This is a genomic window from Stutzerimonas kunmingensis (genome assembly GCF_032106285.1).
In the GTDB taxonomy this organism is placed as follows: Bacteria; Pseudomonadota; Gammaproteobacteria; order Pseudomonadales; family Pseudomonadaceae; genus Stutzerimonas; species Stutzerimonas kunmingensis_B.
The window spans coordinates 49,263-66,622 of record NZ_DAMCPO010000011.1; the positions used below are offsets into that span (position 1 = coordinate 49,263).

16 protein-coding genes are annotated in these 17,360 nt (G+C 63.4%); 5 read left to right on the forward strand and 11 right to left on the reverse strand.

From position 1 onward, the window contains the following. Positions 1-3: 3 nt before the first annotated feature. The 7 genes from RT582_RS10790 to puuE form a co-directional block, all read right to left on the reverse strand. A complete protein-coding gene (locus RT582_RS10790; RefSeq protein ID WP_185743999.1) occupies positions 4-1,497 on the reverse strand; it encodes a uracil-xanthine permease family protein in 1,494 nt (497 codons plus the stop codon). A 209-nt stretch (positions 1,498-1,706) separates the two neighbouring features. Continuing rightward, positions 1,707-3,257, reverse strand: coding sequence for a cation:proton antiporter family protein (locus tag RT582_RS10795; RefSeq protein ID WP_103457727.1), 1,551 nt, complete (start codon positions 3,255-3,257; stop codon positions 1,707-1,709). A 249-nt stretch (positions 3,258-3,506) separates the two neighbouring features. Then, a complete protein-coding gene (locus RT582_RS10800; protein WP_125862676.1) occupies positions 3,507-4,736 on the reverse strand; it encodes a urate hydroxylase PuuD in 1,230 nt (409 codons plus the stop codon). Between the two features lie 113 nt (positions 4,737-4,849). Next, positions 4,850-5,362, reverse strand: a complete 513-nt coding sequence (locus RT582_RS10805; protein ID WP_125862677.1) for an ureidoglycolate lyase — start codon at positions 5,360-5,362, stop codon at positions 4,850-4,852. Between the two features lie 162 nt (positions 5,363-5,524). Beyond that, positions 5,525-6,520: an allantoicase gene (alc, locus tag RT582_RS10810; RefSeq protein WP_003284733.1), complete on the reverse strand. Its 996-nt coding sequence runs from the start codon at positions 6,518-6,520 to the stop codon at positions 5,525-5,527. A 65-nt stretch (positions 6,521-6,585) separates the two neighbouring features. Continuing rightward, a complete protein-coding gene (uraD, locus tag RT582_RS10815; RefSeq protein WP_014819417.1) occupies positions 6,586-7,101 on the reverse strand; it encodes a 2-oxo-4-hydroxy-4-carboxy-5-ureidoimidazoline decarboxylase in 516 nt (171 codons plus the stop codon). After that, the gene (gene puuE, locus RT582_RS10820) at positions 7,101-8,030 is read right to left on the reverse strand and encodes an allantoinase PuuE (protein WP_125862678.1); all 930 of its coding nucleotides are present in this window, start codon (positions 8,028-8,030) and stop codon (positions 7,101-7,103) included. The genes uraD and puuE overlap by 1 nt, the downstream gene beginning before the upstream one ends. A gap of 222 nt (positions 8,031-8,252) precedes the next feature. Here puuE and uraH point away from each other — a divergent pair, with 222 nt between their 5' ends. Continuing rightward, a complete protein-coding gene (uraH, locus tag RT582_RS10825; RefSeq protein WP_185744000.1) occupies positions 8,253-8,663 on the forward strand; it encodes a hydroxyisourate hydrolase in 411 nt (136 codons plus the stop codon). A 323-nt stretch (positions 8,664-8,986) separates the two neighbouring features. On the opposite strand, the gene RT582_RS10830 is transcribed toward uraH, so the two are convergent. Then, positions 8,987-9,613: a LysE family translocator gene (locus RT582_RS10830; RefSeq protein ID WP_313477359.1), complete on the reverse strand. Its 627-nt coding sequence runs from the start codon at positions 9,611-9,613 to the stop codon at positions 8,987-8,989. A gap of 79 nt (positions 9,614-9,692) precedes the next feature. Next, positions 9,693-11,039: an NCS2 family permease gene (locus RT582_RS10835; RefSeq protein WP_125862681.1), complete on the reverse strand. Its 1,347-nt coding sequence runs from the start codon at positions 11,037-11,039 to the stop codon at positions 9,693-9,695. 339 nt (positions 11,040-11,378) lie between these two features. Between RT582_RS10835 and RT582_RS10840 the strand changes: the two genes are divergently transcribed. From RT582_RS10840 to RT582_RS10855, 4 genes are all read left to right on the forward strand, one after another. Beyond that, positions 11,379-12,134 carry a GntR family transcriptional regulator gene (locus RT582_RS10840; protein ID WP_125862682.1) on the forward strand — a complete coding sequence of 252 codons (756 nt, stop codon included), beginning with the start codon at positions 11,379-11,381 and terminating at the stop codon, positions 12,132-12,134. 326 nt (positions 12,135-12,460) lie between these two features. After that, entirely contained in the window at positions 12,461-13,129 is a 669-nt protein-coding gene (locus tag RT582_RS10845) for a metal ABC transporter ATP-binding protein (RefSeq protein ID WP_125862683.1), read from the forward strand. A gap of 41 nt (positions 13,130-13,170) precedes the next feature. Next, complete coding sequence (locus RT582_RS10850; RefSeq protein WP_185744001.1) at positions 13,171-13,989, forward strand: metal ABC transporter permease; 819 nt, start codon at positions 13,171-13,173, stop codon at positions 13,987-13,989. Positions 13,990-13,998: 9 nt separating this feature from the next. Further along, positions 13,999-14,871 carry a metal ABC transporter substrate-binding protein gene (locus tag RT582_RS10855; RefSeq protein WP_125862685.1) on the forward strand — a complete coding sequence of 291 codons (873 nt, stop codon included), beginning with the start codon at positions 13,999-14,001 and terminating at the stop codon, positions 14,869-14,871. A gap of 187 nt (positions 14,872-15,058) precedes the next feature. Here RT582_RS10855 and guaD read toward each other — a convergent pair whose 3' ends face one another. Together guaD and xdhC are read right to left on the reverse strand one after the other, a co-directional pair. Further along, entirely contained in the window at positions 15,059-16,366 is a 1,308-nt protein-coding gene (guaD, locus tag RT582_RS10860; protein WP_125862686.1) for a guanine deaminase, read from the reverse strand. 90 nt (positions 16,367-16,456) lie between these two features. Continuing rightward, the gene (xdhC, locus tag RT582_RS10865; RefSeq protein WP_313477366.1) at positions 16,457-17,305 is read right to left on the reverse strand and encodes a xanthine dehydrogenase accessory protein XdhC; all 849 of its coding nucleotides are present in this window, start codon (positions 17,303-17,305) and stop codon (positions 16,457-16,459) included. Positions 17,306-17,360: the final 55 nt, after the last annotated feature.

The window sequence follows — 17,360 nt, forward strand, 5'->3', positions numbered from 1 at the left end:
CCATCAGACGGATCGCCCCGCACAGGGAGTCGTGGCGTTATCCCTGCGCGCCGAATAGTCAGGAATATTCACCGACAGCGTATTGGTGCCGACGGCATCCTCGACCAGTTCCTCGGGGTCGAATACATCGACTTCGCTCGGTTCGCGCGGCAGGAACAGGTTGAGCAGGATGGCGCTGAAGGCGCCGATGGTGATCGGCGAGCCGAAGATGTTCTTCAGCACCTCGGGCATCGCGCTCAGCACCTCCGGCACGCCGGCGACACCCAGTCCAAGACCCAGGGAAATCGACACGATGAGCATGTTGCGGCGATGCAGGCCGGCTTCGGCGAGGATCTTGATGCCGGCGATGGCCACCGTGCCGAACATGATCAGTGTGGCGCCGCCGAGCACCGGCTTGGGCATCAGCTGCAGCACACCGCCGACGAAGGGGAACAGACCCAGCAGTACCAGGACCGCGGCGATGTAGTAGCCAACGTAGCGGCTGGCGACGCCGGTGAGCTGGATGACGCCGTTGTTCTGGCTGAAAGTGGTCATCGGCAGGCTGTTGAACACCGCGGCGACCGCAGAGCTGCAGCCATTGGCGAGGATTCCCGACTTGATCCGCCGCAGATACACCGGCCCGCGCACCGGCTGACGCGAGATCATCGAGTTGGCGGTGAGGTCGCCGGCGGTTTCCAGCGGTGTGATGAGGAAGATCACCGCGATCGGGATGAAGGCCATCCAGTCGAAGGCGAAACCGAAACGGAACGGTTGCGGCACGCTGAGCAGCGGCAGTTCGCCCAGCTCGGCGAAGTCCACCTTGCCCATGGACCAGGCCACCAGATAGCCCGCGGTCAGCGCGATGATCACCGCCGACAGCCGCAGGATCGCCCAGGGAAAGCGGTTGAGCACCACGATGATGCCGATCACCAGGCCGGCCAGCGTCAGATTGGGCAGGGCGCCGAGATCATCGGCGCCGTAGCCGCCGGCGATATCGGTCATCGCCACCTTGATCAGCGAAAGGCCCATCAGGCAGATGATGGTGCCGGTGACCACCGGGGTGATCACCCGGCGCAGCTTGTTGATGCACTGACTGAAGGCGATCTCGACGAACGCGGCGCAGAAACTCACGCCGAACAGCGTGGCCAGGATCTCCTCCGGCGTGCCGCCCCGCGCCTTGACGATGAAGCCGGCGCTGAGGATGGCGCTGAGAAAGCCGAAGCTGGTGCCCTGCAGGCACAGCAGTCCGGAGCCGATGGGGCCGAAGCGCCGGGCCTGGGCGAAGGTGCCGAGACCGGAGACGAACAGCGCCATGCTGACGAGGTAGGGGACGTATTGATCGAGGCCAAGCGCGCTGCCGACGATCAGGGTGGGGGTGATGATACCGACGAAGCTGGCCAGCACGTGCTGCAAGGCGGCGAAGGTCGCGGGTAGCGGGCCGGGGCGATCATCGAGCTGATAGATGAGGTCCTGGTTCGCCTGCGGAGCGGTGCCGCTCCTGTTTTCGGTTGCGGTCATTGTTAAGCCTGCCATTTGTTGTTTTACGGTCATGGGCTTGCGAGGCTTCACGGCACCTCTATCGCTGTCCGTCGAAAGCTGTTCGATCGGTCAGGACGCCTGGACTATAGCAACCTGTAGACAGACTGATAAACAATAAATCAGAAAATTGTGCACAATTGGATCGGCGGCAGTTGGCCCAGATCGCGCGAACGCGTCTGGACCGGGCTTCAGCGCGGTGCCTGCAATTCCCGCGAGACATTTTCCGCAAGGCCCGCGCCGGCCTCGCTCATGGTCAGGTAGGTGCGGTCGGCGCCGGCTTCCTGGATGCGCTGGGCGATATCCTCGTACATTGCGTGGGACACGATCAGCCCGCCGAAGCCGCTTTCACGCAGCTTGCGGGTGGAGATGATCTTGGCTTCGGGATCGTTCATCGCCAGGATCACCGCTTCGACCTCGTTCATCTCCAGGCTCTGCCAGAACATCTGGTCCTCGGCATCGGCAAAGAGGATGTGCCGGCCCTCGGCGGTGTTCTTTTCCACCATGACCGGGTCGGAATCGAGGCTGACCAGGGCGAAACCCTTCTCCGCCAGGTAGTCGTAGGCGGCGCGCCCGGTACGGCCCATGCCCATAATCAGAATGCGCGCATCGCCCAGGGACACCGGTTGTTCGTCGGGGTGGCGGATGTTGCGCTCGTAGCGGAGCAGGCGCGGCGCCAGACGTTCGTACAGCGGATGGGCGAAACGGTTGATCTGCGCCGAAACGATGAACGAAAACGCCACGGTGATCGCCAGCGGCATCAGCCACTGCGGCAGCACCACGCTGACGACGATCAGGCCGAACTCGCTGTAGTTGGTCAGGCTGGCGGCACTGAGAAAGGCGCTGCGGGCGCGCAGGCGGAAGGCGACGAACAGGCCGAAGAACAGCACCGCCTTGAGCGGCAGCAGCAGCGACATGGCGAAGGCGAACCAGAGGGCGTCGGCGTCTGGCAGCCCACCGATGCCGATCTTCAGGAAGAAGCCGACCAGGAACACTTCCTTGATTGCCCACAGCGAATTCGACAGCTCGCTGGCGCGCTTGTGTTTGGCGAGCATCGCGCCAAAGGCCAGCGCCCCCAGTTCGGAACTCAGGCCGACGTATTCGAAGCCGAGACCGCCGGCCACCAGCGCCAGCATCAGGCCCAACAGCACCATCAGCTCTTCGTGGCCGCTGTGGTCGAGCAGGCGGAACAGCACGGGGCGCAGCAGCGGCAGCAGGAACACCAGCAAGGCCCAGGCCGAGGGGACCTTGCCCGCGGCGAGGCTCATGACGACCAGAGCGATGAGGTCCTGGATGATCAGCACGCCGATGGCGACGCGGCCGTGAAAGGCGCGCAGCTCGCGCTTGCTTTCCAGCACCTTGGCCGCCAGCACGGTGCTGGAGAACGACAGCGCGATGGCCAGCAGCATGGCCTCACGCCAGCTGTTATCGAGGATCAGCATGATCGCCGGCATCACCAGCACGCTGGAGATGAAGAAGTGCAGCAGGCTGCCGCCGATGACTTCGCGGCGAACCAGATTGCCGAGCTTGAGCTTGAGCCCCACGGTGAACAGCAGCAGGAGCACGCCCAGATGCGACAGGTGATCGAGAATGATGCTGTCGTCACGGGTCACGCCCACGTAGTCGCCCGCCGCGGCCAGCGCGAAGCCGGCACCGAGGTAACCGATCAGCGGCGGCAGGCCGATGAAGCGGGCAAGCAGCCCGAGGGCGAAAGCGAAGGCAATCCAGCTGGCTTCAATCACGGGGCGGCGTCCGGCGTCGAGGGAGGGCGCGGCATTTTAACGGGGCGTCGGCGATTGGGTAGCGTCGGCAGCGATATTCCTTGCGGGAATCTGCTCGCCCGCCGCCGGCCTGGAGGCGGAAGTTGCCGTGATGCAGCGCAGCGTTGCCAACCTTGCCTAGGGAGCCGAGGAGGGATGTGGTGCGGCCAGTGCTCCAACTGGAACGGTACGTAGAGAGAACGCCGCGCGGGCTGCGCGCGGCGTCTTTGCTCAGTCGAGAGACGCGCCCTTGGCGATCCAGTCACCCAGCAGGTCACGCTCGTCCTGGGTCATCTGGGTAATGTTGCCCAGCGGCATGATCTGGCTGGCCACGGTCTGCGCATGGATCTTCGCCGCCTGCTCGCGTATCTGCTCGGCGGTATCGAACATCACGCCTGCCGGCGCTGCGCTGAACAGCGGGCTGCTCGGCTGCGCGGAGTGGCAGACGGTGCAACGCTCGTGAATCACTTCGCTGACCTGGGCGAACTGGCTGGCACTGGCGCCGCTCTGCTGTGCACTCGTACTGGCCTGCTCCGGCGAGGTCGCTGCCAGGTTTGGTGCCGGTTGGCGGTTCGGCGCCGTGACGTAGGCCAGGCAGATCATGCCCAGTGCCGCGGCCGGTAGCGCCCAGGCGAAGCGATTACTGTTGTGGCGGGTGTTGAAGTAGTGGCGCGCCAGCACCGACAGCGCGCCGAGCGCGGCGAGAATCAGCCAGTTGTATTCGCTGCCGTAAGTGCTCGGGAAGTGGTTGCTGATCATGATGAACAGCACCGGCAGGGTGAAATAGTTGTTGTGCCGCGAACGCAGCAGGCCCTTGGCCGGCAGCACCGGATCGGGCGTGCGGTTCTGTTCGATGGCGGCGACCAGCGCACGCTGGGCCGGCATGATGATGCGGAACACGTTGCCGACCATGATGGTGCCGATCAGCGCGCCGGTATGGATGTAGGCTGCGCGGCCGCTGAATACCTGCGAATAGCCCCAGCACGCAGCGATCACCAGCACGAACAGCACCAGGCCGAGCAGGGCGGGGGTCTTGCCCAGCGGCGAATCGCAGAGCAGGTCATAGACGAACCAGCCGACGATCAGCGAGCCGAAGCCGATGGCGATGGCCGCCGCAGGGGACAGTTCGCTGCCCGCTGCGATCAGGTACAGGCTGGGGTTGAGGTAGTACACCACCATCAGCAGCGCCACGCCCGATAGCCAGGTGGTGTAGGCCTCCCACTTGAACCAGTGCAGGTTTTCCGGCATCTGCGGCGGCGCCAGCTTGTATTTCTCCAGGTGGTAGATACCGCCACCGTGGATGGCCCAGAGATCGCCCGACAGGCCCTCACGCGGGTTGGCGCGGTTGAGGTTGTTCTCCAGCCAGACGAAATAGAAGGAAGCACCGATCCAGGCGACGCCAACGATCATGTGAATCCAGCGGATACTCAGGTTCAGCCATTCGGTCAGATGGGCGTCCATTTGTTATGCACCTCTTGCGGCCTGCAGGCGGCCGTATTTCTTCTTATTGGAATCGGCTTGAGCGCGGCGCGAACGCAGGCAAGGCAACGCCGAATGAGCCAGCGCAGTAGCGGTCATGTCGATTCCCGTTGGGGGTCGAGGAGGAGTTGCTGATCCTCCGTGAAGAAGTACTCGTCGCAGTTGTTGCCAGAACCGCTGCGATCGACCACCAGGAATTCATCCCGCTTTTCGATCGTCAGCACCGGGTGGTGCCAGACGCCGCGGTGGTAATTGACGCCCTGCCTGCCGTTGCTGCGGAAGGCGCGGGCGTGGCCCGGTACAGGTGCATCGCCAAGTGGCGCGACCACGACCAGAAAAGGGTTGCCGAGCAGCGGGATGAAGGCCTGGCTGCCCAGCGGATGACGTTCGAGCATGCGGATGACCAGCGGCATCTCCAGCGCCTCGGCGGCGAAGATGCTGATGATCGCCTGGTCCTCGGGCGCGGCGGTCTCGACCGTGGCCAGCTTGTGATAGCGACGGGTCGAGCCGTTGTTGATCATGAAGTAGTCGCTGCCTTCGGTCTCGATGACGTCGCCGAAGGGGGCGAAGGCTTCCTTGGTCAGTGGCTCGATGGTCAGGGTGCGCATGGTGTGCTCGTTCTTTGTTGAAGGATCGTTATTCACGTGGGGCTGCTCCCCCTCACCCTAACCCTCTCCCCGGAGGGGAGAGGGAACTGGCACGGAGAAACGGCTGACCTCGTTCCTCCCTCTCCCCCTCGGGAGAGGCCGGGGAGAGGGGAAAGGCGCTTCCTACTTCGCCACCTTGCCAAACAACCGCAGCCGGCTCACACCGCCATCCGGGAAGATGTTCAGACGCACGTGGGTGATAGGGCCGAGCTTGGCGATCTGCTCGCTGAACTCGTGTTCGGCGTGCATCGACAGCTTCTGGCTCGGCAGCAGCTCGCGCCAGAACAGGCTCTGGGTCTCGATCTGGCTGTCGGTGCCGCCTTTGACGTAAGCCGCCTGGATCGAGCAGCTGTCCGGGTAGTTGCCCTTGAAGTGCAGGGTATCGACGACGATGCGCTCGATCTCACCAGGGTGGCCCAGCGCGACGATGACCCAGTCATTGCCGGGCGTGCGACGGCGGGCGGTTTCCCAGCCGTCGCCCATGTTCTCGCCACGGTTCGGGTTGAGGATGTTGCTCATGCGGCCGAAATGCTCGTCCGAGCAGGCCAGCGCACGACCGCCATTCAGTGCGGCAGCCAGGTCGATCTGCTCGTTATCGCCGACGCTGCTCCAGTCGCGGAACGGGATGCCGTGCACGCGCAGACGCGCCACGCCGCCGTCCGGGTAGATGTTGAAGCGCAGGTGGCTGACCGGCTTGTCGAAGGCGATCTCGTGGTAGTGGTGGCTGTTGCCCTGGAGCTCGACCGCCGGGAGGATTTCCGTCCAGACGGTGTCGTCGCTCGGATCGCCGTCGGCGACGAAGCAGGCTTCCAGCGAGGCGGACGGCGGGTAGTTGCCGGTGAAGTGGCTGGTGTCGATATCCACGCCCTTGATCTGACCCGGCACGCCCAGGCGGATCACCGCATGGTCGTAACCTTCGAAACGCTTGCGGCGCGACTCCCAGCCGTCCATCCACTTGCCGTTGTCATCGAAAACGCCCTCCTTCCATACGGCCGGTGTTGGCTGGAACAACCGGTTGACGTCGGCGAACCAATCGTCGGTGACGGAGATGGCGCGGGTGCCCAGGCGGGCATCGGCCAGGTTGACGTATTTTTCGAAGGGTACGGCGTAAGCTTTCATGGACTCGTCTGCCTTGGATGAGAAGCGGTTTCTGTCATTACTGCCTTTGTTGCGGTTGGTGCTCGTTACATCGCCTGCAGGCGGAACAGGGCGATCTTGTTGATTTCCGCCAGCGCCCGGGCGAATTCCTGTTCGGGATCGTTGTGGATGCGTTCTTCGAATGCGGCGAGGATCTGGTGCCGGTTGCTGCCCTTGACCGCCATGATGAAGGGGAAGCCGAACTTGGCCTTGTAGGCCTCGTTGAGTTCGGTGAAGCGGGCGAACTCCTCCGGCGTGCATTCGTGGATGCCGGCGCCGGCCTGCTCCGAGGTGCTGGAGGCGGTCAGCTCGCCACGCACGGCGGCCTTGCCGGCCAGGTCGGGGTGAGCATTGACCAGTGCCAGCTGAGTGTCATGGTCGGCGGCGAGCATCGCCTGGGACAGGCGGGTATGCAGCACCTCGATGTCGTCCAGCGTCTCGTCGACGCCCGCCTGGTAGACGGTTTCGGCAACCCAGGGCGAGTGCTCGTAGACGTCGGCAAAGGCGGCGACGAAGGCGTCGCGATCCAGCGTCGAGGGTTTGATCGTCTTGAACGGGGTCATCAATTGCGCTCCGCGGTAAAAGGGTGGGTGGCGTGCCAGTGGCGGGCGATGTCGACACGACGGGTGCACCAGACCTTTTCATGACCCTTCACGTACTCGATGAAGCGGGCCAGCGATGCCAGGCGCGCCGGGCGCCCGAGCAGCCGGCAGTGCATGCCGATGGACAACATTTTCGGCGCGCCTTCGCAGCCTTCGGCGTAGAGCACGTCGAAGGCATCCTTCAGGTAGGTGAAGAAGTCATCGCCGCTGTTGAAGCCCTGCACCTGGGTGAAGCGCATGTCGTTGGTGTCCAGCGTGTAGGGGATCACCAGATGCGGCTTTTCCGGCGTCGACTCGGGGTCCCAGTAGGGCAGGTCGTCGTCGTAGGTGTCGGAGTCGTAGAGAAAGCCGCCTTCCTCGCGTACCAGGCGCCGGGTGTTCGGGCCGGTGCGGCCGGTGTACCAGCCCAGCGGGCGCTCGCCGGTGATCTCGCCGAGGATGCGGATGGCTTCCTGCATATGCTCGCGCTCCTGCGCCTCATCCATGTACTGGTAGTCGATCCAGCGGTAACCGTGGCTGCAGATTTCGTGTCCGGCGCCGGCCATCGCCTTGATCAGTTCGGGGTGACGCTGGACGGCCATGGCGACGGCGAAGATGGTCAGCGGGATGTCGTGCTTGTCGAACAGCTTGAGCAGGCGCCATACGCCAGCACGGCTGCCGTATTCGTAGAGCGACTCCATGCTCATGTGGCGCACGCCTTGCAACGGTTGCGCGGCGACCATCTCGGAGAGAAAGGCCTCGGATTCCTTGTCGCCGTGCAGCACGCAGCGTTCGCCACCTTCCTCGTAGTTCAGCACGAAGGACAACGCGATACGCGCATCGCCCGGCCAGCGCGGGTGCGGTGGGTTGCTGGCGTAACCGATCAGGTCGCGTGGGTAGTCGGCGCTCACTGGGGTGCTTCCTGTATGGCGGGTCGTCATGGCACGACCGGATGACTGGATTGTATACAAATTGAATGGGGCTTTGTAAATAGCAATTTTCATCCTTTCGCTATAGCTGGTATCTGCCGTGTCGCGATTAACCATGCTCAGAGCCATCTGCAGCTTGCAGGTAACGGGCCAAACGATGCTTGAAAAACTGTATACAAAAATATCTGCAGATTGTCTTGAGCGATGTGGGGCGGATGGTTATGCTCGGGGCAGTTTCCATTCAATGAAGCGGAGGTGCCCGTGGGCCGATTGACCACACACGTACTCGACGCCGCCCACGGTTGCCCGGGCAGCGGAATCAAGGTGGAGCTGTATCGCGTCGAGGATCAGGCGCTGACCCTGATCGCAACCCGTGAGACCAATGCCGATGGGCGCTGCGACAGTCCATTGCTGGAAGGTGCGGATTACCTGTCCGGTGTCTACCAGCTGCAGTTCAGTGCCGGCGACTATTACCGCCGCCGCAGTGTGGCCCTGGCGAATCCTGCGTTTCTCGATGTGGTGGTGCTGCGCTTCGGGATCGATTCGGCGCAGGAGCATTACCACGTGCCGTTGTTGGTATCGCCGTATAGCTATTCGACGTATCGGGGTAGCTAGTCGCTTTTCCGTTCAGTGCTGACTCTTGTGGAGTCCCTTTGCCCGCCATAATGGCGGGTTTTTTATGGGGTGAGTATGGTCTGCGTGAGGCGCTCGGCGCTGATTTTTAGCCTGAGTGACCTAGGCACCTGTGGCGTGAGATTCGCGCGATGGCGCCGCGCTTTCCTCACTTCTAAGCGACGAAAGAAAACGCGCATTGCTTGCTCCTAGTTGCACGGTCTAGCAGGCGACGTTCATCTTCCGCGACTGGAAAAATGAATTGCCCAGCAGCGCGGAACCAATGCCTCAGCCAGGAGCCTGGCTAGGGGGCTAGCTGCAGAGCGCTACCGGCTCATCAAAGACGTTGCCCCCGCGCCCCCAAACAGCGCCGCACTTGTCCGGTTGAACCACACATGCCCCTTCCCGGTGCGCAGGTAACGTGCCGCCCCCTGCGCGCCCAACCCGTAGGCCAGCTTGCAGAGCAGATCGAGCACGGCCCAGGTAACGATCATCACCAACAGCTGTGGCAACAACGGCTGGCCGGCACTGAGAAACTGCGGCAGGAAGGCGGCAAAGAAGAGGATGTCCTTCGGATTGCTGCCACCAAGGATGAACGCCCGGCCGAACAATCGATTGAAACGAGGGGTGAGGGCAGGGCTCTCGATCTCGCGGGCAGCGGGTGCCTGGCGCGCCTCTTGCCAGCTCTGCCAAGCCAGATAGAACAGGTACAGCGCGCCGACCAGCTTGAGTGCACTGAATAGGCGCTCGGAGGCCATCAGCAACGCGCCTAGCCCCAGCGCCGAGGCGCTGAGCAGGGCGATGGACGCTGTCACACCGCCGAGAAAGGCTGGCCAGGAGCGGCGTACTCCGTAGTTCAGGCTGTTGCTGATCATCAACAGCGACAGCGGCCCGGGGATCAGGATCACCACCAGCGCCGCACCGGCGAACAACAGCCACATCTCCAGGGTCATGACGGCCTCCTATAGCCAATCCAAAAGCCCCACCGCGAAGCAGTGGGGCCGTAGGTGAGCCGGACGCTGCCGGCCCGGTTCAGAGAAACGCGAACTTGGCGATGAAGATCACACACAGCACATACAGGCTGATCGACACCTTGTCACGCTGGCCGGTCAGCAGCTTGAGCGTCGCGTAGGTCAGAAAGCCCAGGGCGATGCCGTTTGCGATGGAAAAGGTCAGCGGCATCATCACCACGGTGACGATGGCCGGGATGGTGTCGGTGTGGTCCTTCCAGTCGATATTCGCCAGGCCGCTCATCATCAGCATCGCCACGTAGATCAGCGCGCCGGCGGTGGCATAGGCGGGAATCATGCCGGCCAGCGGGGCGAAGAACATGGCAATAAGGAACAGCACGCCGACGGTCACTGCGGTCAGCCCGGTGCGGCCGCCGGCGGCGACGCCCGCGGCGCTTTCCACGTAGCTGGTCACTGGCGGGCAACCGACGAAGGCGCCGACCACGCTGGAGCTGCTATCGGCCTTCAGCGCGCGGGAGAGGTTCTCGATCTTGCCGTCCTCGTTGACCAGGTTGGCGCGGTGGGCGACGCCCATCAGGGTGCCGGCGGTGTCGAACATGTTCACGAAGAGGAAGGCGAGGATCACGCTGACCATCGCCACGTTGAGCGCGCCGGCGATATCCATGGCCAGCCAGGTCGGTGCCAGGCTCGGCGGCATTGACATCAGGCCGTTGTACTCGACCAGACCAAGCGCCCAGCCGATACCGGTGACCACCAGCATGCTGACCAGGATCGCGCCGAAGACATTGCGGTGACTGAGGACCGCAATCATCAGGAAGCACACCGCGGCCAGCAGCGCCGACGGCTCGGCGAACGAGCCCATGGTCAGCAATGTCGCCGGGCTGTCGACGACGATGCCGGCGGTCTTCAGGCCGATCAGGCCGAGGAACAGGCCGACGCCGGCGCCCATGGCGAAGCGCAGGCTCATGGGGATGCTGTTGAGCAACCATTCGCGAATGCGCGACAGGCTCATGATCATGAACAGCACGCCCGAGATGAACACCGCGCCGAGCGCGATCTCCCAGCTGTAGCCCATCTCGCCGACCACCGTGTAGGTGAAGAAGGCGTTGAGGCCCATGCCTGGCGCCAGGCCCACCGGCCAGTTGGCGTACAGCCCCATCAAGAGGCAGCCGAGCGCCGCGCCAATGCAGGTGGCAACGAAGGCAGCGCCGTGGTCGATGCCGGCGTCGGCCATGATGTTCGGGTTGACGAAGATGATGTAGGCCATGGTGACGAAGGTCGTCAGGCCGGCGAGCAGTTCGGTGCGGATACTGGTGCGGTGTTCGCTGAGCTTGAACAGGCGGCCCAGCCAAACGGGGGCGGTGCGCTGCAAGGGTGCTGCCTGGGGCTTGCGCTTGATGCTTTCCACTGGGCGTTCCTCATCGTTCTTGTTGTCGATCACCCGGAGCGTGAGTACTCCCGAGGGGCGGGTGATGGTGGGCCATCTGCATCGGTAGTTGACCGAAAGGTCAGAAAGGCTTTCCGGATTATGCTTTTGTATACAAGAATTGCAAACAATAAATCGGTGGTCTCGCTGAATGCGCGTGGGCTGCGCGAGCTGAAAGATTTGCGCGTGGGAAACCTTGTGGCTGTGAATTGTGCACAAGGTTAACGGCGTTTCAGCGTATTTATTTGTCCAGCGAACTGCCAGTAGCGGCGCGAACCCAGTAAAGTTCGGCATTGCCGACACCTCATTTGCGAGCCATCGATGAACGAACAGTTGCAGCCCCTGAAGAAGCCGACCAAGACCGGCAAGACTCGCACCGGGACGCAGGACGATATCGTTTATGCGCACATCTTCGATGCCATCCTCGAGCAGCGTCTGGCGCCGGGGACCAAGCTCAGCGAAGAGGCGCTAGGCGAGATATTCGGCGTCAGCCGCACCATCATCCGCCGCGCGTTGTCGCGCCTGGCCCATGAGGGCGTGGTGCTGCTGCGGCCCAATCGCGGCGCGGTGGTGGCCAGTCCGAGCGTTGAAGAAGCGCGGCAGATCTTCTTCGCCCGCCGGCTGGTGGAAAAGGCGATCACCGAACTGGCCGTGCAGCACGCCAGCGACGAGCAACTCGCCGAGCTGCGGCAGATGGTGACTGATGAGCGTGATTGCTTCGACCGAGGCGATCGCGGGGCGGGCATCCGCCTGTCCGGCGAATTTCACCTCAAGCTGGCGGAGGCGGCGAAGAACGCGCCGCTGGTGAGCTTCCAGCGCAGCCTGGTTTCGCAGACCTCGCTGATCATCGCCCAGTATGAAAGCGGCAATCGCTCGCACTGCTCGTACGACGAACACAATGAACTGATCGACGCCATCGCTGCCCGCGACAGTGACAAGGCGGTGCGCCTGATGATGCACCACATGGACCACATCGACAGCAAGCTCAACCTCGAGGAAGACAGTGCCTCGGGTGATCTGCATGCGGTCTTCTCGCACCTGGGCCTGGCGAAGAAGAAGCCTCGCACGGCTCGCTAGCGTTGCCCCGCGCGCTGACTCGTTCTGAGTCAGCGCCGTCAGTCATCACCTGCCGCGGTGGGCGGCAGAGCCATGCCGGCCTGCCAGCGCCGATCGCCCGCCAGGACCGCACGCTGCAACCCAATTCAGCACTGATCACGGCATCAGTACGCTTCCCGCCTCCGATCCGATGCGCATAGCCGCGCTGTTCAGTGCGTCAGCTTGAATTTATCTCCTTAGTGTTATGTTATAACTATCACATGTTGCGCATTGGCGTCTCTCGTTCCTGTTATCGGAGGCGAGCGGTGCGCATTGTCTGGTTTTGAATCCTGAACACCGAGGTAACGATGATCGAATGCCACGGCCTGCAATGGGGCTCGGGTAGGCCGCTCACGCCGCCATTGGATCTGCAGTTGGCTGCGGGCAGCCTGACCGCTGTCATCGGCAGCAACGGATCGGGCAAGAGCAGCCTGCTCAAGGTAATCGCCGGTTTGGATCGCCCTTTGGTGGGACGTATAGAGCTGGGAGTACCGCTGCTGGGTGGTGTCTCCTATCTGCCGCAACAGCAGCATGTGGATAGGCAGTTTCCGATCCGACTTGCCGAACTGGTGAGCGCCGGTTTCTGGCGCAGCCGGCTCGGGCGTGACGAGCGTCGGACGCGGCTGCGCCAGACGTTGGCGGATTGGGGGCTGCTCGATCTACAAACCCAGGGGCTGCATGCATTGTCCGGCGGCGAGCTGCAGCGCGCCTTACTGGCACGGCTGAGCCTGACCGATGCTCAGGTGCTGTTGCTCGACGAGCCCGAAGCGGCGCTGGACGATGTCGGCCTGGGCTTGCTCTGGCAGCACATCGAGCGTTGGCAGCGCGAAGGGAGGACGCTGGTACTGGTCAGCCATAACCTAGTCGGGCTGACTCATCACCACTGTGACGGGTTGCTGATCGCTCGCAGCGGCTGCATCAAGGCACCGATCCGCCAGTTCATGGCCGAGCGGCAACGGCTTGGGCAAGTCGCGTGACGCCGGATTTGCTCTGGGCGCCGTTCGGCGAGTTTGCCTTTATGCGTCGAGCCTTGTTCGGTGGCGTGGCGCTGGCATGCAGCGCGGGGCCGCTGGGCGTATTTCTGATTCTGCGTCGAATGAGTCTGATCGGTGATGCCATCGCCCACGGCATCCTGCCCGGTGCAGCATTGGCGTTCTGGCTGTTCGGCTTGAGCCTGCCAGCATTGACCGCGGGCGGCTTGGTCGCCGGTCTCGGTATGGCGGGCGCAGCGGCCTGGGTCACACGGCGCACCGGGCTACGCGAGGACGCGAGCCTGGCCGCGCTGTATCCGATTTCGCTGGCCAGCGGCGTGCTGCTCCTTGGCCTGGCCGGGCGCAAGCTGGATCTGCTTCACCTGTTGTTCGGCTCGGCGTTGGCGGTCGATACCGCGACCCTGTACGGCATGCTCGGCACCTCGGTGTTCAGTCTGGTGGTGCTTGCGCTGAGCTATCGCGCCCTGGCGCTGGACAGCCTCGATCCGTTATTCCTGCGCAGCATCAGTCGCTTCGGTCCGTTGGCGCATGCCGCTTTCCTCACGCTGGTGGTGCTCAATCTGGTGATCGGCTTTCAGGCGATCGGCGCCTTGATGGTGGTAGGGCTGATGATGCTGCCAGCCGCAGCGGCGCGCTTCTGGAGCCGCAGATTGCTGGTCCTGCTACCGCTTGCCGCGCTGGTCGGTGCGGTGTGCGTATGGCTGGGGCTGGTTCTTTCCTTCTACGCCGGCTTGCCCAGCGGGCCGTGCATCGTGCTGCTGGCCGGCGTTTTCTATCTGTTCTCGCTGGTAGCAGGCCCGGTAAATGGCCTGCTGCGCTCGACTCCTTTCCCCATCACCGTTTGAGGTATTCACATGCGTTACCTGCTTATCGCGCTGGCCCTGTGGCTCCCGCTCTCACTGCAAGCCGCTGAAAAACTGCAGGTGGTGACGAGCTTCAGCATCCTCGCCGACCTGACCCGCGAGGTGGGTGGCGAGCATATCGAGCTCACCAACCTGGTCGACGCCGATGCCGATGCTCATGTCTACGAGCCCAGCCCGGACGACGCCAAGGCGCTATTGCGCGCCGACCTGATCATCGCCAATGGCCTGGGCTTCGAACCCTGGCTGGAGCGCCTGCTGGCCAGCAGCGAGCCCAAGGGCAAGCGGATCGACACCAGCGCGGGCGTTGTTCCGCTGATGCTGGATGAAGATGGCGAGATGGTTCCTGACCCTCATGCGTGGCAGAGCCTGACCAATGCCGAAATCTATGTGCGCAATATCGCCAAGGCACTTGGCGAACTGGACCCGGCCAACCTCAATGTCTACATCGAGCGCCGCGATGCCTACCTGGCGCGCCTGCACGCATTGCTGAAGAAAGCCGACGCGCAGATTGCCGGTTTGCCGGCCAGCCAGCGCAAGGTGGTGACCAGCCATGACGCCTTCGGCTACCTGGGGCAGGCCTGGCAGCTGAAGTTCATCGCGCCGCAGGGACTGTCCACCCATGACGAGCCCTCGGCGGCGGAAGTCGCGGCCTTGATCCGGCAGATACGCAATGAAGGGGTGCGAGCGGTGTTCGTGGAGAACATCCGCGATCCGCGGCTGATCCGCCAGATCGCCGACGAAGCCGGCGCCAAGGTCGGCGGGACTCTGTATTCGGATGCGCTGGCCAGCGAAGGGCCGGCCAGCACCTATCTCGGGATGTTCGAGCACAATCTCGACACGCTGATGGCCGCGCTCAAGCCGTAAGGTCGAACGCGGGTCATTGATTCTTGCGCCACCAAGCTCCGTGCGATCCGGCGCTGGATGTAAAAGCGACATCCACCCTACGAACGACGGTTGTGGTTCCGGCCCGTAGGGTGGATCACGCTTCACCGATCCACGCGCTCATCAAGCATGGAAACGACCGTTGATGATCAGGTTCTCGATCAGCTGGTCAGCAAGCCTTGCGGTGAACTGAAACCCCGGCGGCGTAGGTTTCCTTCACCGCGCGGTCGTCGCCGAGGATCATCAGGGCGAAGAGCTTTTCCTGCAGCGTTGTCGCCTGGCTCAGGCGATAGCTGATCAGCGGCGTTGCCTTGTAGTCGAGCACCACGAAGTCGGCGTCTTTGCCCGGCTGCAGGTTGCCGATCCTGTCGTCCAGATAGAGCGCGCGTGCGCCGCCGAGGGTGGCGAGATAGAGTGCCTTGAACGCGTCGAGCTTCTGGCCCTGCAGCTGCAGCACCTTGTACGCCTCGTTGAGGCTGGCGAGCTGCGAGAAGCTGGTACCGCCGCCGACGTCGGTGCCTAGGCCGACACGCACGCCGAAACCTTCCACCTTGGCCAGATCGAACAGGCCGCTGCCGAGGAACAGATTGGAGGTGGGGCAGAACGAGACCGCCGAGCCGGTCTCACCGAGGCGCCTGCATTCTTCGTCACACAGGTGCACGCCGTGCGCGAATACCGAGCGTGGGCCGATCAGGCCGTGGTGGTCGTAAACGTCCAGGTACCCCGTGCGTTCGGGGAACAGCTCCTTCACCCATTCGACCTCCTGCTTGTTCTCGGAGATATGCGTGTGCATGTACAGATCGGGGAATTCGGCGAACAGCTTGCCGGCGAGGGTCAGCTGCTCCGGGGTGCTGGTCGGGGCGAAACGCGGGGTGACGGCGTAATGCAGGCGGCCCTTGCCGTGCCAGCGCTCGATCAGCTCGCGGCTGTCGGCGTAGCCGGACTCGGCGGTATCGGTGAGGAAGTCCGGTGCATTGCGGTCCATCAGCACCTTGCCGGCGATCATCCGCAGGTTGAGCTTTTCCGCCGCTTCGAAGAAGGCATCCACCGACTGCTTGTGCACCGTGCCGAACACCAGCGCGGTGGTGGTGCCATTGCGCAGCAGCTCGCCGAGGAACAGCTCGGCCTGCTCGCGGGCATGCGCCATGTCGCTGAAGCGGCCTTCGTTGGGGAAGGTGTAGGTTTCCAACCAGTCCAGCAATTGCGCGCCGTAGGAGCCGATCACGCCGACCTGCGGGTAGTGGATATGGGTGTCGATGAACCCAGGGGTGATCAGCGCGTCCGGGTATTCGATCACTTCGGTGCCGGCGGCCAGCGTCGGCAGCAGCTCGGCGGCATGGCCGATGCGTGCGACCTTGCCGTCCTCGACGATCAGCAGGCCGTCCTCGAAGTATTCGTGGGATTGCTCGATGCCCACCTCGCGTGGATCGGCGAGGCAGTGGAGCAGGGCGGCACGGTAGGCTTTGGTGCTGGACATGGTGACTCTCGGAAATCGTTATATGAGGGTGATGCGTTGACATGGGCAGGCCGCCGCCGGAGGCGTGCCTGCAACGAGGAAATCGGGCGGTCAGTTTGTCTGGGCGCGACGCGAAGCGGGGACCAGCATCGGCACCGGCTTTTCACCGTCCTCGGCTTTCTCACCAAAGTTGGCGTTGTAAGTGGCGATCACTTCGCCGGCGATGGACACGGCGATCTCCACCGGCAGCTTGCCCTTCACCTCGGCGATGCCCATCGGGCAGCGCATGCGTTGCACAGTTTCGGCCTGGAAGCCACGGTCCCGCAGGCGGTGTTCGAACCTGGCGCGTTTGCTCTTTGAGCCGATCAGCCCGTAGTAGGTGAAATCGTTGCGCGAAAGGATCGCGGCGGTCAGCTCCAGGTCCAGCTGATGATTGTGGGTCATGACGATGAAGTAGCTGCCGGCGGGCATGTTATCCACTTCCTCGACCACATCGTCGTTGACCACCTTTTCCACGCCGCGCGGAATCTCGGCAGGAAATTCGTTATCGCGCGAATCGATCCAGCGCACTTTGCACGGCAGGCTGGCCAGCAGCGGCACCAGCGCGCGCCCGACATGCCCTGCGCCGAACACGGCGATATGCGCCTGCGGCTGGCCCATGGGCTCGAACAGCAGCACCGTGGCGCCACCGCAGCACTGTCCGAGGCTGGCGCCGAGGGAGAAACGCTCGAGGCGGGTGTCGCGGCTGCGTTTTTCCAGCATCTCGCGGGCGATCTCTTGCGCCTTGTATTCCAGATGGCCGCCGCCGATGGTGTCGTACAGCCGTTCGCGGCTGACGACCATCTTCGAGCCGGCATTGCGCGGCGTGGAGCCGCGCTCCTCAATGATGGTCACCAGCACGCAGGGTTCGCCTTGTTGTTGCAGTTCGGCGAGGGCGTCGATCCAGACCGTGTTGCTCATGGTTCTGTCCTTCGTATTGCCCGGTGGCGCGTGCAAAGCGCCGCCACCGGGACAT